This window comes from Yonghaparkia sp. Root332, from assembly GCF_001425665.1.
Classification (GTDB): Bacteria; Actinomycetota; Actinomycetes; order Actinomycetales; family Microbacteriaceae; genus Microcella.
Genome location: NZ_LMCX01000001.1, coordinates 1,026,149 through 1,049,997, shown reverse-complemented (window position 1 = coordinate 1,049,997; position 23,849 = coordinate 1,026,149). Strand labels below are relative to the sequence as shown.

23 protein-coding genes and 1 tRNA gene are annotated in these 23,849 nt (G+C 72.3%); 5 read left to right on the top strand and 19 right to left on the bottom strand.

All coding sequences use genetic code 11. From position 1 onward, the window contains the following. Window positions 1-28: 28 nt before the first annotated feature. From ASC54_RS05080 to galU, 10 genes are all read right to left on the bottom strand, one after another. A complete protein-coding gene (locus ASC54_RS05080) occupies window positions 29-1,468 on the bottom strand; it encodes a sulfatase (RefSeq protein WP_235451387.1) in 1,440 nt (479 codons plus the stop codon). Next, on the bottom strand, window positions 1,465-2,970 hold the full coding sequence (locus ASC54_RS05075) for a sulfatase-like hydrolase/transferase (protein WP_055897077.1): 1,506 nt from the start codon (window positions 2,968-2,970) through the stop codon (window positions 1,465-1,467). Before ASC54_RS05075 ends, ASC54_RS05080 begins: the two co-directional genes overlap by 4 nt. 3 nt (window positions 2,971-2,973) lie before the next feature. Continuing rightward, window positions 2,974-4,005, bottom strand: coding sequence for an aliphatic sulfonate ABC transporter substrate-binding protein (locus ASC54_RS05070; protein ID WP_082514853.1), 1,032 nt, complete (start codon window positions 4,003-4,005; stop codon window positions 2,974-2,976). Between the two features lie 8 nt (window positions 4,006-4,013). Further along, window positions 4,014-4,871, bottom strand: coding sequence for an ABC transporter ATP-binding protein (locus ASC54_RS05065; protein WP_055856835.1), 858 nt, complete (start codon window positions 4,869-4,871; stop codon window positions 4,014-4,016). After that, entirely contained in the window at window positions 4,868-5,674 is an 807-nt protein-coding gene (locus ASC54_RS05060; RefSeq protein WP_055897075.1) for an ABC transporter permease, read from the bottom strand. Before ASC54_RS05060 ends, ASC54_RS05065 begins: the two co-directional genes overlap by 4 nt. A 34-nt stretch (window positions 5,675-5,708) precedes the next feature. After that, window positions 5,709-6,938, bottom strand: coding sequence for an ROK family transcriptional regulator (locus ASC54_RS05055; protein WP_200932270.1), 1,230 nt, complete (start codon window positions 6,936-6,938; stop codon window positions 5,709-5,711). Between the two features lie 180 nt (window positions 6,939-7,118). After that, window positions 7,119-7,191: transfer RNA gene (locus ASC54_RS05050), tRNA-Ala, on the bottom strand. A 49-nt stretch (window positions 7,192-7,240) separates the two neighbouring features. Beyond that, the gene (locus ASC54_RS05045) at window positions 7,241-8,248 is read right to left on the bottom strand and encodes a hypothetical protein (RefSeq protein WP_055856840.1); all 1,008 of its coding nucleotides are present in this window, start codon (window positions 8,246-8,248) and stop codon (window positions 7,241-7,243) included. A 27-nt stretch (window positions 8,249-8,275) separates the two neighbouring features. Then, window positions 8,276-8,929, bottom strand: coding sequence for a GNAT family N-acetyltransferase (locus ASC54_RS05040; RefSeq protein WP_082514852.1), 654 nt, complete (start codon window positions 8,927-8,929; stop codon window positions 8,276-8,278). A gap of 6 nt (window positions 8,930-8,935) precedes the next feature. Beyond that, a complete protein-coding gene (gene galU, locus ASC54_RS05035) occupies window positions 8,936-9,826 on the bottom strand; it encodes a UTP--glucose-1-phosphate uridylyltransferase GalU (protein WP_055897072.1) in 891 nt (296 codons plus the stop codon). Between the two features lie 69 nt (window positions 9,827-9,895). Between galU and ASC54_RS05030 the strand changes: the two genes are divergently transcribed. The 3 genes from ASC54_RS05030 (at window position 9,896) to mscL (ending at window position 11,413) form a co-directional block, all read left to right on the top strand. After that, complete coding sequence (locus tag ASC54_RS05030; protein WP_055897070.1) at window positions 9,896-10,501, top strand: 5-formyltetrahydrofolate cyclo-ligase; 606 nt, start codon at window positions 9,896-9,898, stop codon at window positions 10,499-10,501. 75 nt (window positions 10,502-10,576) lie between these two features. Then, window positions 10,577-10,891, top strand: a complete 315-nt coding sequence (locus ASC54_RS05025) for an FmdB family zinc ribbon protein (protein ID WP_055856847.1) — start codon at window positions 10,577-10,579, stop codon at window positions 10,889-10,891. 84 nt (window positions 10,892-10,975) lie between these two features. Beyond that, window positions 10,976-11,413: a large conductance mechanosensitive channel protein MscL gene (gene mscL / locus ASC54_RS05020; RefSeq protein ID WP_055856850.1), complete on the top strand. Its 438-nt coding sequence runs from the start codon at window positions 10,976-10,978 to the stop codon at window positions 11,411-11,413. Between the two features lie 414 nt (window positions 11,414-11,827). Here mscL and ASC54_RS05010 read toward each other — a convergent pair whose 3' ends face one another. The 5 genes from ASC54_RS05010 to ASC54_RS04990 form a co-directional block, all read right to left on the bottom strand. Then, on the bottom strand, window positions 11,828-15,628 hold the full coding sequence (locus ASC54_RS05010) for an ATP-binding protein (protein ID WP_055897068.1): 3,801 nt from the start codon (window positions 15,626-15,628) through the stop codon (window positions 11,828-11,830). A gap of 80 nt (window positions 15,629-15,708) precedes the next feature. After that, window positions 15,709-16,572: a putative RNA methyltransferase gene (locus tag ASC54_RS05005; RefSeq protein WP_055856857.1), complete on the bottom strand. Its 864-nt coding sequence runs from the start codon at window positions 16,570-16,572 to the stop codon at window positions 15,709-15,711. Between the two features lie 19 nt (window positions 16,573-16,591). Next, window positions 16,592-17,113: a GNAT family N-acetyltransferase gene (locus tag ASC54_RS05000; RefSeq protein WP_055856860.1), complete on the bottom strand. Its 522-nt coding sequence runs from the start codon at window positions 17,111-17,113 to the stop codon at window positions 16,592-16,594. After that, on the bottom strand, window positions 17,110-17,853 hold the full coding sequence (locus ASC54_RS04995; protein WP_055897065.1) for a CDP-alcohol phosphatidyltransferase family protein: 744 nt from the start codon (window positions 17,851-17,853) through the stop codon (window positions 17,110-17,112). Before ASC54_RS04995 ends, ASC54_RS05000 begins: the two co-directional genes overlap by 4 nt. 20 nt (window positions 17,854-17,873) lie before the next feature. Further along, on the bottom strand, window positions 17,874-18,623 hold the full coding sequence (locus ASC54_RS04990; RefSeq protein ID WP_055897062.1) for a tyrosine-protein phosphatase: 750 nt from the start codon (window positions 18,621-18,623) through the stop codon (window positions 17,874-17,876). A 112-nt stretch (window positions 18,624-18,735) separates the two neighbouring features. Here ASC54_RS04990 and ASC54_RS04985 point away from each other — a divergent pair, with 112 nt between their 5' ends. Then, window positions 18,736-19,068: a ribonuclease E inhibitor RraB gene (locus ASC54_RS04985; protein ID WP_055856867.1), complete on the top strand. Its 333-nt coding sequence runs from the start codon at window positions 18,736-18,738 to the stop codon at window positions 19,066-19,068. Here the strand turns inward: ASC54_RS04985 and ASC54_RS13030 are convergent. The 4 genes from ASC54_RS13030 to ASC54_RS04965 are packed head-to-tail and all read right to left on the bottom strand — an operon-like array spanning window position 19,055 to window position 23,066. Beyond that, complete coding sequence (locus ASC54_RS13030; protein ID WP_200932269.1) at window positions 19,055-19,792, bottom strand: hypothetical protein; 738 nt, start codon at window positions 19,790-19,792, stop codon at window positions 19,055-19,057. The genes ASC54_RS04985 and ASC54_RS13030 overlap by 14 nt on opposite strands. A 23-nt stretch (window positions 19,793-19,815) precedes the next feature. Continuing rightward, entirely contained in the window at window positions 19,816-20,229 is a 414-nt protein-coding gene (locus ASC54_RS04975; protein ID WP_162242492.1) for an iron chaperone, read from the bottom strand. A gap of 51 nt (window positions 20,230-20,280) precedes the next feature. Then, the gene (locus ASC54_RS04970; protein ID WP_055897059.1) at window positions 20,281-22,005 is read right to left on the bottom strand and encodes an amidase; all 1,725 of its coding nucleotides are present in this window, start codon (window positions 22,003-22,005) and stop codon (window positions 20,281-20,283) included. After that, window positions 22,002-23,066: an agmatine/peptidylarginine deiminase gene (locus ASC54_RS04965; protein WP_055898011.1), complete on the bottom strand. Its 1,065-nt coding sequence runs from the start codon at window positions 23,064-23,066 to the stop codon at window positions 22,002-22,004. Before ASC54_RS04965 ends, ASC54_RS04970 begins: the two co-directional genes overlap by 4 nt. A 112-nt stretch (window positions 23,067-23,178) precedes the next feature. Between ASC54_RS04965 and ASC54_RS04960 the strand changes: the two genes are divergently transcribed. Next, entirely contained in the window at window positions 23,179-23,814 is a 636-nt protein-coding gene (locus ASC54_RS04960) for a TetR family transcriptional regulator C-terminal domain-containing protein (protein WP_055856873.1), read from the top strand. The last annotated feature ends 35 nt before the right edge of the window (window positions 23,815-23,849 follow it).

Genomic DNA, 23,849 nt, shown 5'->3' with positions numbered 1-23,849 from the left:
CCGCGTCTCCTTTCGATGCTCTCCGAAACTACAGGGAGGCGGCGGGATGCTCGGCGATCAGCCGGGGCATCGGCTGCGACGAGTGCGGCACGTCGCCGAGCGAGGCCTGAAGCCGCCACATCGCCGCGTCGAGCTCGTCGCGCACGTCTGCGTACTCGGGCTCGTGGGCGACGTTCCGCAGCTCGTCCGGGTCGCGTTCGAGGTCGTAGAGCTCCCATTCGGGGTCGTAGACGCGGGGGCCTGCGCCTGGCAGCCCGAGACCGTCGTTGTAGTAGTAGATGAGCTTGTAGCGGTCAGTGCGATAGCCGTAGTGGGCGGGCGCTCGATGGTGCGGGTCGTCGTGCTCCCAGTAGCGGTAGTACATGCCCTCGGCCGGTGGTTCGGGGTCGACGCCGGTGAGGTCGCCCCAGAAGCTGCGGCCCTGCATGCGCGGGTGGTGGGCCACGCGGGCCGCGTCGAGGAGGGTCTGGGCGAAGTCGACGTTCGTGACGATGCCGTCGTGCACGCGACCCGCCGGGATGGCCGCGGGCCAGCTGAGCACGAGAGGCATCCGCAGCGACTCCTCGAACATCAGGCGCTTGTCGAACCAGCCGTGCTCGCCGAGGAAGAAGCCCTGGTCGCTCGTGTACATCAGGAGAGTGTCGTCGAACTCGCCGCGCCCGCGCAGCCAGTCGATCAGCCGACCGACGCTGTCGTCGACGGAGGCGACGCACGCGAGGTAGTCCTCCATGTACCGCTGGTACAGCCAGATCGCGCGCTCCTCGTAGTCGAGGCCCTCCGGCGGGGTCCGCTTGACGTCCTCGATCGTCAGCTGCTCGGCGATGCGCATCGCCGCCCGACGGACGCTCGCCGATCGGGAGCGGTAGTCGTCGTCGAACGTGGCGGGCACCGGCAGATCGGTGAAGCGGCCGCGGTGCTTTTCGTCGGGCTCCCACGGTCGGTGCGGAGCCTTGTGATAGACCAGCACGCACCACGGCGCATCTCCCTCGAGCGACTCGACCCAGTCGATCGCGAGCTCCGTGATGATGTCGGTCGCGTACCCGGGTACCGTGCGCAGGCCGCTCGGCGACAGCAGGCGCGGGTCGTGGTACTCGCCCTGATCGATGAGCACCTCCCAGTGGTCGAACCCCTGCGGATCGTGGCCCTCCCCGTCGCCCATGTGCCACTTGCCGATGATCGCCGTGCGGTAGCCGGCTTCGCGCAGCTGCGTGATGAAAGTCGGCTGACCGGAGTCGATCGGGGTCGCGAGCGTCGTCACGCCGTTCACGTGGCTGTGGGTGCCGGTGAGGATGCTCGCCCGGCTGGGCGAGCACAGCGCGTTCGCGGCGAAGCAGTTCTCGAACCGCCACCCGAGCTCGGCGATCTCGTCGATGCGCGGGGTGGTGTTCACGACCGAGCCGTAGGCGCCGATCGCGTGGGCGGCATGGTCGTCCGACATGACCAGCACCATGTTGGGGCGGGTGCTCACGATGCCGGCGCCGCCGGGGCGTAAGTGGACTCGTCGAGCCCGCTCATGGTCGGGTCGTGGTCGACCTCGCCGACCTCGTACATCGAGGTCATCCAGTGGAAGAAGTTGTCGCCGCGCTCGACGAGGCAGCGGTACAGCCGCCGCATCAGCCGGGCGCGCACCTCGACGAGGGCGGGGTCGAGGTATCGGTTGGTCATCTCATCGGGGTCGGCCTCGAGGTCGTAGAGCTCGTTGACCGAGTCGGGGTTGACCACGAGCTTGTAGCGGTCGGTGCGCAGCATCCGCTGCGGGTAGGGGAAGTGGTGGCCGTGGAACTCGCACACGATGTCCTCGTCCCACTCGACCTCCTCGCCCGCGACGAGAGGCACGAGGCTGCGCGAATCGGTGGCGAACCCCGCGTCGAGCCCGGCGATCTCCAGGATCGTGGCCGTGCAGTCGACGAGGCTGACGAATTCATCCCGCACCTGCCCGGGCGCGCCCCCGGGCATCCTGATGATGCCGGCGGTGCGGTAGATGTCCTCGTACATCGCCGGACCCTTGTCGTGCAGACGATGCGACCCCGTGAACTCGCCGTGGTCGCTGGTGAAGAAAACGGTGGTCGAGTCGGTCAGACCGAGACGATCGAGCGCGGTCATGACCCGGGCGATCTGGTCGTCGATGAGCGCGACATAGCCGTGGTAGATCGCGATGAGCTTGCGCGAGATCTCGAGCGGCATCGTATCGAAGGTCCAGTGGGCGCTGTAGTTGGCCTGCACCGGAGGCTTGCCTTCGAAGGTCTCGGCGATCGAGGCCGGCAGCTCCACCTCGGACGGGTCCACCAGGTCGAAGTACTCGTTCGGCAGGATGTAGGGCAGGTGCGGACCGTAGAAGTTCAGTGCCAGGAAGAACGGGCGCGCACCGCTGCGGTACTCGTCGGCGTACTGCTCGAGCAGTCCGATGGTGCGCTCGGCCAGGAAGTACTCGAACGTGGCCTCGACCGGCTGATGAAGGCGAGCGGCGAGAAGATTGCCCGGCCCTCCGTTGGGCAGGACGCCCCGGATGCGATCGCTGATGGCGTACGGCGGGAGGTCGTTCGCGGCGAGGTGCGCCACGTACTCCTCGTGGTCGATCGGGTTGTGCCAGCCCGGCAGGTCGGGCCCGTCGAACCCGAAATCGGCGGCGGGGCGCAGATGCCCCGCGTGCCACTTGCCGATGAGGCCGCAGTTGTAGCCGGCCTCGGTCAGCGCCTGCGAGAAGGTGAAGGCGGAGCGGGGAACATCCTCCAGATAGCCGACGTTGCGCTCGTGATTGGCGAGCACCCGGTGGCGGAACGGCGCCTGACCGGTGAGCAGACTCACCCTCGCGGGCGTGCAGATCGCGGTCGGCGTGTACCACCGATCGAACCGGGTTCCCCCGGCCGCGAGAGCGTCGAGCGCGGGCGTGCGCCCTGCCGTCGCCCCGTATGCGCCGAGAGTGTCGACCCGGTGCTGATCGGTCATCAGGAAGAGGATGTTCCCCGCCATCGTCTACTCGCCCGCTCCCAGGAAGAGGTCGCCGGTGTAGAAATCGGCCGGGTCGGCGGGCTCGGTGAGCTTGCCGGCTCCGACGAAGTAGTCGACCATTCCCGACAGCCACGTGTTGACGGTGCCGTCCTCGGTCAGCTCGTCGAGCTCGGCGAGCGACATGATCTGCACGTTGCCCGCGTCTGCCGCAACCTGCTCCTCGCTGATGGCCAGGAAGGCGGCAGTCAGCGCGATCGCATCCTCCGGGTTCGAGGCGCGGTAGTCGATCGCCTCCCGCAGCGCGGCGAGCACGCGCTGCACCTTCTCGCCCTCGTTCGCCACGACGTCGTTGCCGGCGACGAAGGCGGTCGGGAAGGCGATCTGGTCGACGAAGTCGGTGTTCTGGGCGAGCTCGACGAGGTCGGGCACGTTCTCCTTGACGGTGGCGAGGCCGGGGTACCAGAAGCCGGCGCCCTGCACCTGCCCCGATGACAGCGCGGCGACGATCGCCGACGGCTCCATCGGAACGAGCTCGATGTCGTCCTTCGTCATGCCCGCCTCGGCGAGCGCGAGGGTGAGGATCATGTCTCCCGAGGTGCCCTCGGGAACCGCGACCGTCTGTCCGCGGAGGTCCTCGATGGAGTCGATGCCGGGCTGGGCCACGACGCGATCGGCCTTGCCGAGAGTGTTGATCGCGACCACCTTGGCCTGCCCCGAGGCGGGGAGCCACATGGCGCCGGGGCCGATGTAGCCGAAGTCGAGGTCGCCCGTGCCGAGCGCCTGGATCTGGAGGGGGCCGTTCGTGAAGCTGAGCGTCTCGACGTTGAGCGCGTACTTCTCCCAGATGCCCTGGTCCTCGGCGATCGCCAGCAGGCTCGTGCCGTTGAAGTCGGGGATGTAGCCGAAGTTGACGTCGATGGGCTCGAGCGCCTCTGCGCTCTCTCCCGCCTGGGGAGCGGCGGGCTCGGCGGCCGGGCTGCTCGCGCAGCCCGTAGCGACGAGAGCGGTGGCGAGCCCGAGGGCCGCAGCGCTCCAGATCCGTGATGACAACACCATTGTGATCCTCATTTCTCGGTGGGGGTGGTCGTCGACGACGACGCGGTCGCGGCGTGGGTGCCGGCGGTCTGGTGATAGACGGAGGTCCAGACCCGATTTCGCAGCTGCGCGAACTCGGGGCTCAGACGCACGTCCTCGGTTCGGGGGTAGGGCAGGTCGACCTCGACGATGTCGTAGATCCGACCGGGCCCGGCTGCCATGACGACGACGCGGTTGGCGAGGAAGACGGCCTCGTCGACGTCGTGCGTGATGAACATGACGGTGCGCTTCTCCTTGCTCCAGGTGTCGAGCAGCTGCTCCTGGAGAGTGACGCGCGTGAGAGCATCCAGCGCCCCGAACGGCTCGTCCATGAGAAGGATCGACGGATTCACGGCGTAGGCGCGGGCAATGGCGCAGCGCTGCTTCATGCCGCCGGAGAGCATCTTCGGCAGCGCATCCGCGAACTGCTCGAGACCGACCATGCGGATGAAGTGGTCGGCGCGCTCGCGGCGCTCGCGGGCGGCCACCTTGCCGACCGAGAGACCGAACTCGACGTTCTGACGGACGGTCAGCCAGGGGAAGAGCGCGTACTGCTGGAAGATCACGCCGCGCTCGGGGCCGGGACCCTGGACCTCGGCGCCGTCGACCAGCGCGGAGCCGCCCGAAGGGGTCTCGAGGCCCGCGAGGATGTTCATGAGCGTGCTTTTGCCGCAGCCCGACGGGCCGACGACGGTGACGAACTCGTTGTCCTCGATCTCGAGCGAGACGCGATCGAGGGCGACGAACTGCTCGTCCTTGAGGGGGAACACCTTGGAGACCTCGCGGACGGAGATCTTCGCGGCGCTGCCGTCGACGCGCGGCGCGGGGGTGGGGATCGTGGCGGTCATCGACGCTCCTGCCATCCGGTGAGCTTGGTCTCGGCGAGCAGGAGGAGGCGGTCCATCACGAGGCCGAGGATCCCGATGAGGACGATGCCGACGAAGATTGTCGCGAGGTCGTAGTAGAGCTGCGCGTTCTGCATCCGATAGCCCAGGCCCGCCTGAGCTGCGAGAAGCTCGGCGGCCACGAGGGTCGCCCAGGAGGATCCGAGCCCCACCCGCATGCCGACGAGGATGAACGGGGTCGAGGCGGGGACCACGACGCGGACGAAGATCGTGCCGTCCTTCGCGCCGAGGACGCGGGCCGCGTTGATGAGCGTCTTGTCGACCGTGACCACGCCCTGATAGGTCGAGATGACGCACGCGAGGAACGCCGCGAGGAAGATCACGAACACCTTCGGGACCTCTCCGATGCCGAGCAGGACGAGCACGAGCGGCAGCAGAGCGAGCGGCGGGATGGTGCGGAAGAACTGGATCCACGGCTCGAAAAGCCCGCGCGCGACCGTGTACCAGCCCATGAGGAAGCCGACCGGGATCGCGAGCGCGGAGCCGAGGAGGAACCCGCTGAGGACGCGGCCGAGGCTTGCGAGGATGTCCTCCTGGAGGATCCCCGCGTTCCACAGCGCCATCGCCTTCATGACGACCTCGTCCGGCGTCGGGAACTGGAAGCCGTTGAGGGCGAGCACCCACCAAATGGCGATGCCCGCGGCGACCGATATCGCGTTGAGCACCAGCAGGAACCTGCGCGTGGATCTCCGGCGGGGGCGCGGCGGTGCCGTGAGCGTCGCGGCAGGAGCGGTCAGGACGGCCATATCGTTCCTCCTCGGTCGGGGGTGGTCGCGGGGATCATGCGAAGCTCCTTCTGCTGTCCGCGGCGCGCGGGGCGGTCTCCCGCTCGGGGTAGTCGATGAGAAGCGGCGAGGCGTGGAAGAGCGCGGCGATCGCACCGCGAGATCCCTCGTCGCCCGAGTAGGCCGCCTGGCGCAGTTGCGGAGCAGCGGGGGCGGTGGACGACAGCTCGTACGTCATCGTGTCGCCGATCGCCCGCATGATCGCGGGCGCGTGGTGCGGCACGTCTCCACCGACCACGACGATCGCGGGGTTGAGCATGAGCGTGGCCGCGGCGAGCACGCGGCCGACCGCGACGCCCGCTTCGCGCACGACCTCGTCGACGATGGGGTGCGCGACCGCGACCGCGGCACGGAATTCCTCGATCGAACCGAGCTCCAGCCCGCGCGCCGCGCAACCCGCGAGCACGGCGGGCATGGACGCGATCGTCTCGAGGCACCCGGTCTTCCCGCATCGGCACAGCCGCCCGCCCTCGGTGGCGCGGATGTGCCCGAACTCGGCGGCCAGACCGATCGAGCCGGACACGAGTCGGCCACCGACGACGAGTCCGCCGCCGACGCCGTCGCCGAGCCGGATGTAGACGACGTCGCCCGGCTCGTCGCCCGTGGCGTGCTGCGCCTCGGTGAGCGCGGCGAACTGGGTGTTGTTGTCCAGCAGCACCCGTGCGCCGAATCGCTCGCTCAGCTCCGCCTCGATCGACCGGCTCTCCGAGAGTCGTCCCCAGCCCTCGCCGGGCGCCCACTCGGCAGTCACGAATGGGCCGGGAACGCCGACGCCGATGCCCTGGAGGGACTCGAGGTGGATGCCAGTCGAGGTCTGCAGGTCCTCGACGAGCGCGTAGAGGGCGGCCAGGCGCTCGGGCCAGCGCGCATCCTCCGCGTAGGCGACGGAGCCGGAGGCGATGACGTCGTGCGAGGCGTCGGCGATCGACACGTGCACGCGGCGGTGCCCGAAGTCGATGCCGAGGAACTGCCCAGCCGCTGGGTCGAGGGCGAGAAGCTCCGCGGGACGACCGCTTCCCGTGCGCCCGCTCGCGTCGGTCGCGACGACCACGATCGAACGGCTCGCGAGGAGGCCGCCCACGATATCGGAGACGGTCGTCCGTGAGATGCCCGTGCGAGCCGCGATCTCGCCGCGACTGAGGGCGCCGTCGCGCTGGAGCGCCCGCATGACGCGGTCGACGTGGGATCGCCGGACGAGGGCGTGCACTCCGATGGGCTCGAACACGAGAGCGACGCTACGGAGGCGATTTTTTTCCGTCAGTATTCCGACAGAAAGAAGTTCTCATTCCCTCGCACCGCGGACATATCCTCGCGGTCTCGACGCCCTCGGCGGGCGCAAACGAGTGAACCCCGGCCGCGGGGCCGGGGTTCTCTCGTGCTCAGCGATGACGCTGATGCTGCTCGGTGGACCTGAGGGGATTCGAACCCCTGACCTCTTCATTGCGAACGAAGCGCGCTACCAACTGCGCCACAGGCCCGTGAACGACGACAACACTATCACTGCCGACGAGGCCGATCGCACCCCGCTCAGCCGGCGGCGCGACGGCGCTCGAGCACCTCGTCGAGGTCGGGCGCCGCGGTCGGCAGCCCCTCGAGCAGGCCCATCCGGGCGAACCGGCTGACCGGTTCGGAGGAGCTGCCCCCGGTCGCGTCAGCAGCGGGGACGGCGACCGGAGCGGCAGGAACAGGGGCGGTCTCGGCCGCGGCCGAGTCGGCCGGCGTGGGGGCGGCGGATGCGGCGCTCGCGACCGCGGGCGCGCTCGGCGCCGTCGCGGCCCGCTGCGCCCGCTCGGCCTCGGCCGCGGCGGCGGCCAGCACGGCGGCGTGGTCGATCGCGCCGAGGCCCGGCCGGCCGGAGCTCGCGCTCGGCACGGCGAGGTAGCGCGGCTTCGGCAGGGGCACCGGCGTCCAGTCGCGCGGCTCGGCGGCGCGGGACCCGCGGTCGGCGTCGGCGGCGAAGTCGACGAAGCGCTGCGCGCGGCGGGGGACGACGGCGCCGGTCGAGCGGCGACGGCTCGCACGCGCGAGCCCGACCAGCAGGGTGACGCCGCTCACGACGATGAAGGAGGCGAGAGCCGTCCACGCCCAGGCGCCGGCGACGGCGGAGACGACGACGCCGACGAGGGCGAGGAGCGTGAGCAGGGAGGTGGCCGCGCGCGAGCGGCGAACGCGCGCCTGGCCGCGCTGGGCGGCGTCGACCTCGGCGGCGAGACCGGGGGCGGTCTGCTGCAGACGCTCGCGGACGGCGCGCTGCGCGGCGGCCTCACGAGCGCGGGCGATGGCCTGCTCCTCCCGCTGACGGGCGGCGAGGGTGCGCTCCTGGTTGGCGACTTCGCGCGCCGTCATCTCGGCGCGCACCGCCTCGGGGAGCTCGGCCGTCTGCGCCATGATGCGCAGCGTCTGCTGCAGCCGCAGAGCGTTCCGCTCGGTCGACAGGTACTCGGTGCGGCGGCGCCACATCGGCACGAGGTAGACGAGCCAGAGCCCTGCGGCGAGAGCGATGAGGATCGCTGTTCCACCGCCTGTGAACTCCATGGCGGCAACGGTATGCCCGAGCGGACGCTACGGCAGGGCGATCCCGCGGCGCGCCGCGATGAGGTCGACCTCGGGGATGCTCGCGGCCGTCGCGGGGGCGCGTCCGGCCCGCCAGCGCTGCAGCACGCCCTGCGGCACCTCCTCGACGGTGAGGGCGAAGCAGAAGTGGTCGCGCCAGTCGCCGTTGATGTGGATGTAGCGGCGTCGCAGCCCCTCGTAGCGGAAGCCGAGCTTCTCGACCACGCGCAGGCTCGGGCCGTTCTCGGGGCGGATGCAGATCTCCATGCGGTGCAGACCGAGGGTGAAGAACACGTGATCGGTGGCGAGCGCGACGGCGGTCGGGGTGAGCCCGCGCCCGGCGAAGCGCTCGCCGACCCAGTAGCCGATGGTCGCCGAGGCGAGCGAGCCGTAGGTCATGCCCGAGACGTTGAGCTGGCCGGCGAACTCGCCCTCGCTCTCGATCACGAACGGCAGTCCCGACCCGGTGCGCGCTGCGGCGAGCAGCCCGCGGATGCTCCCGCGCGTGTCCCACGAGACGGGGGCCACGGGGCTCGTCGCCTCCCACGGGCGCAGCCAGGCGCGGTTCACGAGCAGCTCGCGCTCGAGGGCCCTCGCGTCGCGCACGCGGATGGGCCGCAGGGTGGTCGCCCCGTCGCGCAGGGTCGGGATGCTCGTCGCCACTGCCGGTCAGTCGAGGTTCGCGGCGAAGTCGCGCAGCCAGGGGCGCAGGTCGGGGCCGAGGTCGTCGCGCTCGACGGCGAGCTGCACGATCGCCTTGATGTAGTCGAGGCGATCGCCCGTGTCGTAGCGGCGCCCGCGGAACACGACGCCGTAGACGCCGCCGGAGCTCTCGTCGTTGGCGAGCTCGAGCAGCGCATCCGTCAGCTGGATCTCGCCGCCCTTGCCCGGCGCCGTGTGCTCGAGGACATCGAAGATCTCGGGCTTGAGCACGTACCGACCGATGATGGCGTAGTTCGAAGGCGCCTCGCCCTGCGGGGGCTTCTCGACGAGGCCGGTGATGCGGACGACGTCGTCGTCCTCGGTCTTCTCGACCGTCGCGATGCCGTACATGTGCGTCTGCGAGGCGGGCACCTCGAGCAGGGCGACGACGGTCGCATCGCGACGCTCGTGCACCTCGGTCATGCGCGAGAGCAGCGGGTCGCGCGGGTCGATGATGTCGTCGCCGAGCAGGACGGCGAACGGCTCGTGACCGACGTGCATCCTCGAGCGGAGGACGGCGTGGCCGAGGCCGAGCGGGTCGCCCTGACGGACGTAGTGGACGTCAGCGAGGTCGGTGGAGTACTCGACCTTCTCGAGCTTCTCGTGGTCGCCCTTCGCCTCGAGCGTGGACTCGAGCTCGTACATGCGGTCGAAGTGGTTCTCGAGCGCGGCCTTGTTGCGCCCCGTGATCATGAGCACGTCGTGCAGGCCTGCGCCCACCGCCTCCTCCACCACGTACTGGATGGCGGGCTTGTCGACGACGGGCAGCATCTCCTTGGGCATCGCTTTGGTGGCCGGGAGGAAGCGCGTTCCGAGTCCGGCGGCGGGAATGACGGCCTTCGTGAGTGCGGGAGTCATGCCCGCAACCCTAGCGAAGGGGCCCCGACAGGCCTCCTGCGAGCGCCCGGCGAACTCTAGGATTGCCCCATGCCGAGCGACGCCGAGCACGCCGCCCACGCCAAGCGCGCCCTCCGCGCCGAGCTGCGGGAGCGCCGGCGCATCCGGCCCAGGCACGAGCGCGAGACCGTCTGCGAGCGGCTCACGGGGCAGCTCATCGAGCTCGTCTCCGCGCTCGCCCCGCAACGGCTCAGCTGCTACCTCTCGAAGCCGGACGAGCCGCCGACCCGCGCCTTCCTCGAATGGGCGAGCGATCGCGGCATCGAGGTCCTGCTGCCCGTCTCGCGCGATGACGGCCTGCTCGACTGGGCGGCGCTCCCGCCTTCGGGGGCGGATGCCCTCGCCGAGCTCCTCGACGCCGCCGGCATGCCCGTGCCGGACGCCGAGCTGCTGAGCCCGCTCGCGATCAACGACGCAGGTCTGATCCTCGTCCCCGCCGCCGCCGTCGACCGCTCCGGCATGCGCATGGGCTGGGGTCGCGGCTACTTCGACAAGACCCTCGGGTCGATGGACCGCCGCCCGCCGGTGTTCGCGGTGGTCTTCGACGACGAGCTCGTCGACGAGCTGCCGAGCGAGCCGCATGACCAGCGCGTCGACGGCGTCGTGACGCCGAGCGGCACCGTCCGCTTCGGCTGAGCGGTCGGGGCCGGGAGGGTCGACCTGGTCCGGAACGACGCGCGGTCGCCCGTATCCTTGTCCAGGAGGATCGCCATGCCCACGTACTCGTACCGCTGCACGGAATGCTCGACCGCGTTCGACATCCAGCAGGCGTTCACCGACGACTCGCTCACGGAGTGCCCCGAGTGCGGCGGTCGGCTCCGCAAGCTGTTCTCGGCGGTCGGAGTGACCTTCAACGGCTCGGGCTTCTACCGCACCGACAGCCGCGCGAGCGGATCGTCGTCGGGCGGATCGTCGTCGGGCGGATCATCGTCGAGCGGATCATCCGAGACGTCATCGGGCGGATCGAGCGCGCCCGCTCCCGCGAGCTCCTCCGCTCCGGCGAGCACCTCCGCGGCCGCGAGCTGATCGATTCCGGCTCGGTGGGGCGCCCGGGCCGCACCGCCGATTAGGCTCGAGGCACTGTCAACCACCTCACCCCCGGGAGTCCCCGTGTTCAGCGGCTTCAAGGCATTCATCCTGCGCGGCAACGTCATCGAGCTCGCCGTCGCGGTCGTCGTCGGCACGGCGTTCACCGCGCTCGTCAACGCCATCGTCTCGGCGGTCATCAACCCGGCGATCGGCGCGCTCTTCAGCGCCGAGAGCCTCAGCACGGCGCTCGTCGTGGAGATCCCGACCCTCACGGGCGGCGAGCCCGCGAAGCTCATGTTCGGCGCCGTGATCGCCGCGCTCCTGAACTTCCTCATCGTCGCGGCCGTCGTGTACTTCGCGCTCGTGATGCCCATGAACGCGCTGGCGAAGCGCGCCGAGGCGGCGCGCCAGGCGGGGCAGCCCGTGACGGCGGCCGACGAGCCGCCGACGGAGATCGAGCTGCTCGGGGAGATCCGCGACCTCCTCGCCCGCCGCGACGCCGCCGAGCCGAAGGAGTAGCGCGGCGCGCACCCGCTCTGCCCGCCCACGCGCGCGCGTCGGAGCTTGCACCCGCGCCTGTGCGGGCGACGGCTGAGCCCTCTATCGGTCAGTCGTTGCGGACGCTCGCGCGGCCGCCCGCAACGAGCGGCCGATAGACGGTCCGCAAGACAGCGGCGCCGTCGCCTGGTGCTCGACGAGACGGCGGAACGCGGTGGACCGTCACCGCTCAGTAGTGGGGCGGCTTATCGGCGGTGAGGCGCGCGTCGTTCTCGTCGAGGCGGTGACGCTCCGGCTCGCCGACCGGGGTCGGGTCCGAGCCCGGCGGCGGCGGGGTCGTCGCGCGTCGGCGAGCGCGGGGTCGTCGCGGCGGTGCGGACGGCCGCTGCTCCGAGTCCGCAGGCTCGGGATCCGAGGGGAGATCGCGCACCGGGCCTACCGCGGCATCGGCGGCAGCACGTCGATCGGCTGCGTCTCGGTGAGGGCCGCGCGGTGCCGGGCCGCCGCGGCCTCGGTCGCCGCCGAGGGGCGACCCGTCGTCCCCGCGCTCGCTCCCGCCATGGCCGCGATACGGTCGGCGACCGCGTCGGGCTGGCTGAAGAGTTCGAAGACGTGGACGCGCGCGTAATGCCAGCCGAGGCGGCGCAGGAGATCCGGTCGCAGGCGCAGCGACTCGCGCAGGCTCATGTCCATGAGCGAGGCGTCGGTGTCGACGGCGATGCAGTAGCCGCCGCGGCTCGCGACGAGGCGGAACTTCCCGCGGTGCCCGAGCGAGACGCGGAGCCCGCGCGCCTCGAGGCGCCGAGCGAGGTCGATGAGCATCGGGTCGCTGTCGTCGGGCAGGTCGACGCGCGAGCGGCGCGCCTCGATGTCGGCGAGGAGGTCGGCGAGGGCCCGGGCGCCGTGCGACATGCGGTCGTCGTCGAGGTCCTCCGCGCGGACGCAGCTGACGATGCGCACGAAGCGGCGGGCGCGCGTCATCGCGACGGCGAGCAGGCGGTCGCCGCCCGGTCGGCCGAGCGCGCCGAACTCGCTCAGGACGCGGCCGTGCGGTGTTCGGCCGAAGCCGATCGAGAAGATCACGCGGTCGCGGCTCTGGGCGACGGCCTGCTCGATCGTGAGGACGGCGAAGGGCTCCGGGCGATCGCCGAGCACGAAGTCGTGCAGGTCTGGCCGCGTGCCGATCGCCTCGAGCACGGCGGCGTGCACGCGCGAGGCGTGCTTCGTGCTCGCGGTGATGACCATGAGCGACTCGTGCGGGCGGGCCGTCGCGTGCTCGAGCACGAGGTCGACGACGCGCTCGACCTCGATGTCGACGCTCTCGACCGCCCCCGACTCGTCATCGGGCATGCCGTGGCCGTCGAGGTGGTCGACCGCGATCGAGGGGTGGCCGAGGAAGGACCCGGCCCACGGCAGCGAGTCGATGCGCCCGGCGTAGAAGCGTCGGTTGACGAGCTCGGCGAGATCCTCCCCGCCCGCGCGGTAGGAGCGGGTGAGCGACATCGAGGGAAGGAGCTCGGCGAGCTGGAAGAGCGCCGAGGCCGCGTGCCGGGCATCCACGTCGGTGTCGCCCTCGGTCTCGTCGGCGTCGAGCGCGACGGTGAACGGCGACGGGCTCTGCGTCACCGGGTCGCCGACGGCGACGACCTGCCGGGCCCGACGGATGGCTCCGGCGACCTCGGGGATCGTCACGGCACCCGCGTCGAGCAGGAACACGGTGTCGAAGGGGATGTCGTCGCTGATGCGGTGCACGTCGTACGGCGAGGCGAGCCAGACCGGGGCGATCGGGCGGCTGAGGTGCGGAGCGCACTTCTGCAGGTCGCCCGAGGTGAGCATGCCCGCCTTCAGCAGCGCCTTGAGCGCGGCGGCCTCGTCGGGCCAGTCGGTGATGCCGATCGACCAGTTCTCCGCCAGCTGCCACCCCAGCAGCGACGCGGTTCCCGCGGCGTGCGCCTCGTCGACGAGACGGAAGTCGGCCTCGAGGCGGTCGAGCACGGCGGTGTCGGCGCCGAGCAGCGCGCGATCGCTCTGCAGGAGCGCGTCGAGGGCCGAGCGCCACCAGGCGAGCTCGAGCTCGGCGGCGACCTGGTCGTGCGGGACGTGACGGGCCGACAGGTCGCTCAGCAGCGGGCCGACCTCCCAGCGCTCCATCTCGCGCAGCAGCTCGGTTCTCTCCTGCAGGTTGTTGAGCACATCGCTCTCCGCGGCGAGCGCCTCGACGAGCTCGACGAGGTCGGCGATGCGGCGCTGGCGGAGCAGCTCGGGCTTCGACTCGTGGCCGAGCGGGGCATCGAGCGCGTCGAGATCCTGCTCGACCTGCTGGAAGGCGTGATGGACGTCCGCGATGCCGACCGGCACCTGGGGGGTGATGCCGACGGGCACGAAGCGCTGCCACAGGACGCGCTGCTGCTGGATGCGCGTGAGCGCCTCGTGCAGGTCGCCGACGTGGACGCCGGGGCGCAGGTACTCCTTCGCGAGCGACTTCAGGCGCCGCCGCGTCGCCGCGGGCATCGACGAGCCCTCGCGCCGGGGCGCGGTCGCCGCGATGAGCTCGCTGAGCGACCGGTCGAACACCGACGGCTGGAACTTGTCGAGCGTGTCGCGGATGTCGATGAGCAGGCGCAGGTAGATGCCGAGCTCGGCGACCGACTCGAAGGGGCGCATGTGGGTCGAGCCGACGAGGGCGTTGGCGCGCTCGAGCAGGCGCGGCAGCAGCTCGCGGTGGAGGCGCTTCGCCCGCTCGTGAGCGCGCTCCGCTTCCTGACCGGTCGCGAAGCGGGCGCCGTACCAGGGCGAGTCGTCCGGGCCGTACTTGAACTGCCCGAGCTCGGCGGCCTGCACCATGACGGAGCTCGCGTGGGCGCGATCCTTCGCGAGCAGCTCGACGGCCTGGCGGCTCAGGCGCGCGCGGGTCGTCGGGGGCGTCGGGAGCAGCGCGAGGCGGCTGAGCTCGGTGACGCAGTCGTAGACGCTGATGCCGAGCGCCGCATCGGGCCGGGCGAGCGCCTCGCGGTAGTCGACGAGCACGCCGCGCAGTCGGGCGAGCGCCTCGTTGACGTCGGCGACCTGGGGGCGGGATGCCTTCTCGTTGCGGGAGATCGCGCGGATCACGTCGCGCCGCAGCGAGCGCGCCGTGACCGCCATGCCCGGCAGCCCGATCTCGGCGAACCGGCTCGCGACCGAGCGCACGCTCGCGCGGCGGGGGCTCACGACGAGAACGCGCTTGTTCTGGGCGACGAGGGCTCCGACGGCGTTGACCACGGTCTGGGTGCCGCCCGTGCCCGGCAGCGTCTTCACGACGAGCGAATTGCCGGCCGCGATGCTCGCGATCACCTGCTCCTGCTCGGCGTCGGCGTCGAGCAGCAGGAGGTCGGTCTCGGGCGGGCGCCTGTCGGCATGCACGAGCTCGACCGGGGTCGTGCTCTCGCGCACGGCCCAGCGGGCGCTCTGGTTGCCGGCGAGGGCGTCGAGAACGGGATGCGCGAGGTCGTGCGCATCGGCCGCCATCGGGGCGCCGATCTCCGCGAAGGTGCTCACGACGAGGCGCGGCGCGATCGTGAACCCGTCGAGGTGCGCGGTGAGCCCGCGGAGCCGGTCGAGGGGCGGGTTCGGCTTGAAGGTCCCCTCGTCGTCGGTGAGGGCGACGAAGGCGTGCGTGTCGAGGTGCACCGAGAACTGCTGCGAGAGGGCGCGGACCAGGGCGGGGTTCACGGCGACCTCGCCGCGAAGGGTGAGCTCGACATCCCGACCCCGACGGCGCAGCCGCAGGGGGCGCAGCAGGAGGGGGGCGCGGTGGTCGACGCCCTCGTGGTGCCAGGCGACCATGCCGATGCCGAGCGCGACGGCGTCGATTCCGCGCACGCTCGCGAGCTCGAGCCCCTTGTCGGCGATGCGCTCGGCGGCGAGGCGCGCCCGGCGCAGAGCGACGTCGTCGCGCACGAGGTTGCTCAGCAGGGTGGGGCTCCCGGCGATGAAGCGGGCGAGCCCGCCCGGGTGGCTCGTGCCGAGCTCGATGCGGGTGCGGTCGGAGTCCTCGAAGTGCAGCAGGGGCGAGCGCCCGCCGAGAGCGGCGAGCTCCTCGCGCCAGCGCTCCCACACGGGGGTCGCGATGTTGCCGACGCTCACCGTCGGATCCCCGATCGAGAGCGCGCTCGCGCTCGTGCCCCCGGATGCGGCGGTCGCGGGGGCGTCGTCGTCAGCGACATCGGGATCGTCGTATCGGTCGGCACGCCACACGCCGACACCCTACGCGCGGTGCGGTCCGACTCGGGGCATTGCGCCCCGTTCGGCGGCAAATCGGGCGCGCGCCCGCCGAGTCACGCGACCTGGAGGACGACGACGCTCACCGCGATCGTCACGGGCGTCGGCTCGGGCCATCCGGCGAGCCGGTCGACGAGCTCGGAACGATCGTGATGGAAGGCGTTCGGCCCCATCATCACGAGGTCGAGGAGCTCCTCGCGGCCGAGCTCGTGCACCGCGCTCACCCGCGTCGACGACACCACGCGGGCGCCGGGGATGCTCGCCGCCGCCTCCTCCGCCTTGCCGGCCGGCACGCGCAGCAGCCCGAGGGCTTCGACGAGCTCGCGGTGGTGGTCGGCCTCGGGCACCACGATCACGACGCGCGCCCCGGGGGCGAGGATCCGCTCGAGCTCCGCGGCTCCGCGCTCGCCGCCGCCCGGCGCGAAGACGCGGAGCGCGACGTCGACGCCCGCATCCCCCACCGGAATGCCGCGCCAGACGTCGCTCCCGACAGCCGCGAGGCGCTCGTGCGCGCGGGCCGCGCGGCGCAGGGCGGGCACGGAGGCATCGAGCACGACACCGCGCAGCGCGGGTCGAGCGACGAGGGCGCGGGCGGCGTGCCACCCGGTGCCGCCGCCGAGGTCGACGAGCCAGCGGGCGTCGGTCGGAACGGCGTCGACGACGGCCGCCGCGATGGCGTCGTGCACACCGGAGGCCTGGACGCGCTCGCGCGCCTCGACCATGGGCACGGTATCGCCCGTCGCCGTCGAGGCGCCCCCGCGCAGGCTCGCATAGCCCTGGCGCGCGACGTCGAAGTGGTGGCCCGCCTCGCATCGGACTCCCCCGTCGACGCGCTCGAGCGCCTCGCGGCAGAGCGGGCACTCGAGGATCTCGAGGGCTGCGGTCAGAGCATCGGGGTCGTGCGGCGGGGCCGGGGTCACGCCGCTACTGTACGGGCGCTCACTGCTGTGCGGGGCGCTCCAGGGCGCACCAGACGACCTCGCCCCGCTCGTCGTGCGTGACGTGCTGGGCCACGAAGCCGACCTTCGCGGCGACGCGCAGCGACGCGGCGTTGGTCGCCGCGATCGTCGTCCAGAGCCTCTCGCGGCCGGTGCGCCACGCGGCGGCCACGAGCGCGCGGGCCGCCTCGGTCGCGAGCCCGTGGCCGTGCACGGCGGGCAGTAGCTCCGAGACGAGCTCGGGCTCGTCGACGGTCGCCCGCCCCGGGACGAGCGCGACGTAGCCGACGGGCCAGCGCTCGCCCGCGAGCCGGATCATCCGCAGCCCCAGTCGGTGGTCGGCGAGCTGGCCCTCGAGGGCCGGGATGCGCGCGAGCACCTGCTCGGCCGAGGCGGGCTCGCCGCCGCGCGCCGTCCAGATCGCGGCGTAGGCGACGGCGTCCTCCGGCTGGAAGGGCGTGAGTGTCAGCCTCTCGGTCGCGAGCTCGGCGTCGAGCGGCCGGTACGGCAGGGGCGCGCTCATGTGGGGGCTCCCCCGCGCTCGAGCCGGGCATCCCGGCGCCTGCTCACGATGCGGCCGATCGCGCGCGCTCCGATGATGACCTCGACGACGGCGGCGGGGCGCACCCACGCCGAGCGCGGCAGGTCGACGACGCCGCCGCGCGCGAAGCTCACCGCGGCGAGAGCCGCCACGGGCGCGGCCCACGCGGCGAACGTGATGGCGCGCCAGGCGGTGCTCGGCTCGTGCGTGACGACGAACCACGTCCAGAGCGCGGTGTCGGAGAGGTAGTCGCCCTGCGTGCCGAAGCGCGTGACCGTGCCCGTGCCCCGGGCGAGCTTGCCGTCGACGAAGTCGGTCGCGAGCGCGAGCACGGGCACGGCGCCGCCGAGTCGGGCCGAGGCCGCGGGCAGATTGGCGCGGGCGATCGTGAGCAGATTGGGGGCGCCGAGCGTGCGGCGCTCCTCGAGCATCCCCAGATGGGTGACCGTCATGAGCCAGCTCGTGAGCACCCAGGCGCGGCCCCGCGGGTGCGCGAGGGCGGCCATCGCGAGGTGCACCGCGGTCGCCTCCACGACCGCGCGCGGCCGCTTGCGGGCCTCCAGGATGCTGCGGGCCGTCGTGTCGACCGCGAACCTGCCCCAGGCGGCCGGCCCGAATCGCCCCTCGCGAAGCCCGTCGAGGAGGGCGTTCGAGGCCGCACGGCTGTCGTCGCCCGCGAGGGCACGACGACGCGCATCATCGCGCGCGCGCGTTCGGGTCATGCGCACCTCCTCACCAGAGGTTAAGCGGAGCGCGAGGAGAACTCGATACCCGCGTCAGGGTGCCATGCGTCGCGCAGCCGCGCGCGGAGGGGCGCGACGAGCTCGCCCGCGCCGTGCTCGCGCAGCCAGGCCTCGGCGTCGAACGCATCGAGGAAGAGGTGGAGCTCGCCCGTGACCCGATCGAGCCAGGGCCCGAGCTCGCGGTTGGAGCGCCACGGGTCGTGCGGGCGCGGGTTCTCGCGCAGGTGGAAGTTCGTCGCGATGACGGCGAGCCAGTAGTCGTTGACGATGCCCGCGCGCATGACGCCCGCGAGCTGGAGGAGCATCGCGGCGATGAGGCCCGTGCGGTCGCGGCCGCCCGCGCAGTGGATGAGCACGGCGCCGTCCGCGGGCGCCTCGGCGATCGGGCGCAGAGCTCCGATGACGAGGTGCGGCCAGCGGCGCAGGACCTCCGGGTAGTAGCGGGGCGAGTTGAGGTGCTCGCCGTAGCGGGCCATGAACTCGGCGTCGCCCTGATCCTCGATGGGGGCGCGGTGAACGGTGATGGCGGCCGGCGCCCCGGTCGTGCGGACCTCGTCGTCGTTGCGGAGGTCGACGACGGTGCGCACGCCGGCCTCGAGCAGGGCATCCCACCCCGCGTCATCGAGAGCATCGAGCTGGGGCGACCGGTAGAGACGGCCGCGCACGGTGTCGCCTCGGGAGTCGTCGAGCGGGAGCCCGCCGAGATCCCACGCGTTGTGCAGGCCGGTGATGGGGAGCGCGCGCGTCATGGAGTCATAAGACCATGAATCCTCAGCTTGTGCGAGTCCGAGTGCGAGGGGTCGGCCGGGCGACCGGTGTCGGCTACGCGAGCGCGCTCGGTCGGGTCTATGCTCAACCGCCGTGGGAGACATCCAGCCGCACCTGACCTCGAACGTCGAGCAGTTCAGCCAGCGAATCAAGATGCGCGACGATGTCGACCTGCCGCGCGAGGTCGAGCACTTCGCCAACTTCGCCGCCATCAAGGACGCCCGGTCGGCCGCGCGCGACCTCCAGGCGCTCGGCTACGAGGTCGCCGTCACGCGCCGGATGGTGTTCCGCGCGACGCTGCGCGCCACCAAGCAGTCCACCGTCGACATCGAGACCGCCGACGCCATGGTCGAGGAGGTCTTCGGCGTCGTCGAGGCGCGCCGTGGCGACTACGACGGCTGGGGCGCGCCGGTCATCCAGCGGTAGGCGCGGGCTCGGGCCTCTGCTCCTGGGCGGGCTGCTGATCCAGGGCGGGCTGCGGGTCCTGGACCGGCTGCGGCTCGGGCGCCGACTCCGGCTCGGTGCTCACCGGACCCTCGAGCTCGATCTCGTGCGGCTGGGCCAGAGGGCCCTCCGGCTCCTCCCTGACGCCCGACAGCTCGCGGAGCTGCGCGGTGATCGCATCGCGCAGCGGCTGGTGCCCCGGCTTGTACTCGTGGAGCTCGTCCGTCCAGTGCGTGTCGCGGTACTCCCAGACGGGGCGCTCGGCCTTCGGCCCCTCCCACTCGTAGCGGGGGAAGACGTGCGCGTGGACGTACGCGTCGGTGTTGCCGAGGATCTCGATGTTGACGCGCCGGAAGGCCGGGTCCTTCTCGATGCACGCGCGTTCGACCGCGATCGCCAGAAGGTCGAGGTCGGCGAGGAACTGCAGCCGCTGCTCGCGCGTGAGCTGGCTGAGCATCGCGGCGTCGCGGTGCTTGCTGATGAGCAGCGAGTAGCCGGGGAGGAACTGGGTGTCGCCGATGACCGCCCAGCCGCTCGAGAGCTCGAGCATGACCATCGGGTTCTCGCCGCGGGCGCTCGCCCCGACGCGGTCGTCGCGCCACGAGATCGCGGAGTCCTCCGAGGAGGAGGCGCTGCCGGCCGGGGCGGAGGCCGGGGCGGCCGGAACCGCGGGGTCCGCGTCGGCCTTCTTCGAGAAGAGGTTCATGGAGCGACCCTACTGAACAGGATTCAGCCGCGCGCGGGGGTTGCGTGCGCCGGTCCTGCGTGCACCGCCGGGTGCTGCGCCGCGGGCCGCGCGCCGTGCTGCGCGGCGTGCTGCACCGCGTGCTGCGCGATGCGCGTCACGAGGTCGAACGGGATGGGCTTGGAGTAGAGGAGGTTGACGGTGTCCTTCGCCGATCGGTACTCCGCGATCTCGGCCTCGAACGCATCGTCGCCGCGCGGCACCGGGTAGATGCCGATGTGGTTCTTCCACCCCGCGAAGTGCAGCCAGTAGCCGCCGTCGAGCGGGATCGCCGGCATCCCGTACCGGATTCGCTCGTCGCCCGCGGGGGCGGCGCTGCGGATCGCGCCGCGGACGCCGCGCAGGATGGACTGGACGTCGGCCGGGAACCGCGCGATGTAGTCGTCGACGTCGCTCATGGTGCCGCCAGCATCCACCCGGAGCGAGGGAAGGTCAAGAGTCGGAGGCCATCACAGCTCCGGCGCCCGCGGAGCGGGCGAGCGGGTCGACCCGAGCGCCGAGCCCGCCCGGTTCGCCGACGCCTCGAACGCCGCCGCGAGAGCGAGGAGGCGCGCGTCGTCGTAGGCGCGACCGGCGAAGGTCAGCCCCACGGGCATCCCGATATCGCTCATGAGCCCCATGCCGACCTGCACGCACGGGATCCCGAGGTGGCGCGGCACGAGGTTGCCGTTGGCGACCCACGTGCCGTTGCGCCAGGCGAGCTCGGCGCTCGCGGGGTTCACGTCGGCGTCGGCGGGGCCGGCGTCGGCGACGGCGGGGAAGACGACGGCGTCGAGGCCGAGGTCGTCCATCCACTGCTCGAGGTCGAGGCGGCGCGCCTCCTCGAGGCCGCGCAGCCCCGCCTCGAGGTGCGGGATGTCCGCGAGCGCGGGCACGCCCTCGCGGCGCGCGCGGTGCACGTAGTCCTCGAGCGGCACGTCCTCCGGTGCGAACCGGCTCAGATGATCGTCGTACCGGCCGGGCAGCGACCCGGGCGGGGTCGGGAAGATGAGCTCGGGCTCGACGTCGACGAGGCGGTGCAGGTGCGGGTCGCCGTTGGCCTGCAGGAACTCCTCCCACCCCCACATCGACAGCTCCCACAGCTCGGAGTCGGCGAAGCCCTCCGGCACGAGGCCCCGCACGGTGAGCGAGCGGTCGTCGGCGCGCCCGCGGCTCTCGTAGTTCGTCACGACGGGGAGGTCGACCTCGATGACCTCGGCGCCCGCGGCCTCGAGGTCGCGTCGGGCGAGCTCCCACTGCGCGATGACGGTCGCGCGCGTCTCGATCGGGTCGTCGGAGTCGGGCTCGGCGCCGATGTACATGCGGGGCACGCCGACCCGGGCTCCCCGGAGCGCGGCGTCCCGGGCCGCGGGCGCGCCGATGGCGGCGTACGAGAGCGGGCGCACGGTCGATGCGGCGGGGATGCCCACCCAGGGCTGCACGCGCCAGAAGTCGCCGCGCGTCTCGAGGTCGTCGGCGACGATCTGATCGAGCACGAGGAGCAGCTCGTCGACCGTGCGCGTGTAGGGCACGACGACATCCATGGTCGGAACGAGCGGCCAGTTGCCGCGCACCGAGATGACGCCGCGGCTCGGGGTGTAGCAGACGAGACCGTTGTTCGAGGCCGGGCCGCGGCCGCTCGACCAGGTCTCCTCGGCGAGGGCGAAGGCGCACAGGCTCGCGCCCGCGGCGGTGCCCGAGCCGTTCGACGACCCCGAGCCGAACGGCGCCGTCAGGTAGTCGGCGTTGTAGGGGCTCTCGGCGCGACCGTAGAGCCCGCGCTGCATGCCGCCGTTGGCCATCGGGGGCATGTTCGTCAGCCCGAGGCAGATCGCTCCCCCGGCGCGCAGCCGCTCGATCGTGAAGGCGTCGCGCTGCGCGACGAGGTCGGCGAACGCGGGCGAGCCGCTCGCGACCGTGAGGCCGCGCACCATGTAGCTGTCCTTCGCCGCGTACGGGATCCCGTCGAGCGGGCTCAGCACCTCACCGCGGGCGCGTCGCTCGTCGCTCGCGCGGGCCTCGGCGAGAGCATCCGGATTCATGACGACGTAGGCGTTGAGAGTCGGGCCGGCCGCGTCGTAGCCCGCGATGCGCTCGAGGTAGCCCTGCACGAGCTCGACGGCGGTGAGGCGGCCGTCGTCGAGCGCGCGGCGCAGCTCGCCGATCGACGCCTCGACGAGGGGGATGCTCGTCACCGGTCGCCCGCGCCCGCCGCGTCGCCGCCCGCGAGCGTCGCGAGCCCCGCCCGCGGCTGCTGCTGCGTGATGCAGTGGATACCGCCCCCGCGCGCGAAGATCTCGCGCGCGTCGACCGTCACGACCTCGCGCCCGTACGCGTCGCGCAGGATGTCGCGAGCCCGGGCATCCGCCGCGTCGTCGCCGAAGCCGCACGCGATGACGCCGCCGTTGACGACGAGGTGATTGACATAGCTGTAGTCGACGAAGCCCTCCTCGTCGCGCAGCTGCGCGGGAGCGGGCAGCTCGATGAGCTCGAGTGAGCGGCCGCGCGCGTCGGTCGCGGCGCGCAGGGCGTCGTGAATGGCGGGCATCACAGCGTGGTCGGGGTGGGCCGGGTCGTGCTGCGCGTGCACGAGCACGCGGCCCGGGCTCGCGAAGGTCGCGACGATGTCGACGTGCCCGCGGGTGCCGAGCTCGTCGTAGTCGCGCGTGAGGCCGCGCGGCAGCCAGATGGCCGTCTCGACGCCGAGCGTGCGGGCGAGCTCGGCCTCGACGCGCTCCTTCGTCGCCCAGGGGTTGCGGTCGGGGTCGAGCTGCACGGTCTCGGTGACGAGCACGGTGCCCTCGCCGTCGACGTGGATGCCGCCGCCCTCGTTGACGAGCAGGCTCGGCACGCGCGCGAGGCCGAGCTCGTCGAGGATGCGCGCGGCGATGAGCGCATCGTTCTCGCAGTCGGCGCCCTGGCCCCAGGCGTTGAAGATCCAGTCGACGCCGCCGCGCTCGCCCGTGGCGTCGTCGATGACGAAGGTGGGGCCGAAGTCGCGCATCCAGAAGTCGTCGAGCGGGGCCTCGACGATGTCGATGTCGGCGCTCAGCATGCGGCGGGCGCGCTCGCGCTCGCTCGGGTCGACGACCATCGTGACGGGCTCGAAGGGGAGGATCGCGTGGGCGACGGTCGTCCACGCGTCGTAGGTGGCCTCGCGGGCGGCCGAGCTGTCGCCCATCACCTCGCCCTCGCGCGGGAACGCCATCCAGATGCGGTCGTGCGGAGCGGTCTCCGCGGGCATGCGCCAGGCCATCGTCGGCTCCTCGTCGTGTCGGACGCCGCCGCCGCGACCGCGGCGCGGCATCTCTTGTTGATCAGGCGATCAATATCTAGACTGCTCGAAAGCTACCGAGGCGGGGGTCGGCGTGTCAACAGCGAGCAGCGGGGCGGATGCCCGCCCCCGCGCCCCCCGGACCTCGCCCACTGAGCGCGCCGCCCAGATCGCCGCCGCCGCGGAGGCCCTGGCGCTCGAGGAGGGTCTGCACGCCCTCACCCTGCGCGCCGTGGCCGCGCGCGCCGGAGTCGCCTCGAGCCTCGTCGCGCACTACGCCCCGAGCATGGAGCAGCTCGTCGCCGACGCGTTCACATCCATCGTCGCCTCCGAGCTCGCCGAGGTGCGCGCGCACGCGAGCGTCGTGCGTCATCCGACCGCCCGGCTGCAGGCGCTGCTCGCGACCCTCCTCGACGGCAGCCGCGACGACGTCACGGGCGTGTGGGTCGACGCGTGGAGCATCGCGCGCCGGTCATCCCCCCTCGCCGCCGCGGTGCGCGAGCAGATGACGGCCTGGCACGCGGCCATCGTCGAGGTGCTGACGCAGGCCGCGCCGGCGTCGATGCCCGCGCGCGAGCTCGACCGGGTGGCGGCGCACGTGCTCGCGATGGTCGACGGGCTCAACGCGCACGGGCTCGTCGGCTACGGCCCGACCGGCCCGGGCCTGGCCCTCATCGCGCGCGTCGTCGAGCGCGAGCTGTCGCTGCCCGAGGGCGCGCTCACCCGCTGAGCCCGGATCGGGGGCGCCCGGGACACTGAGGCGCA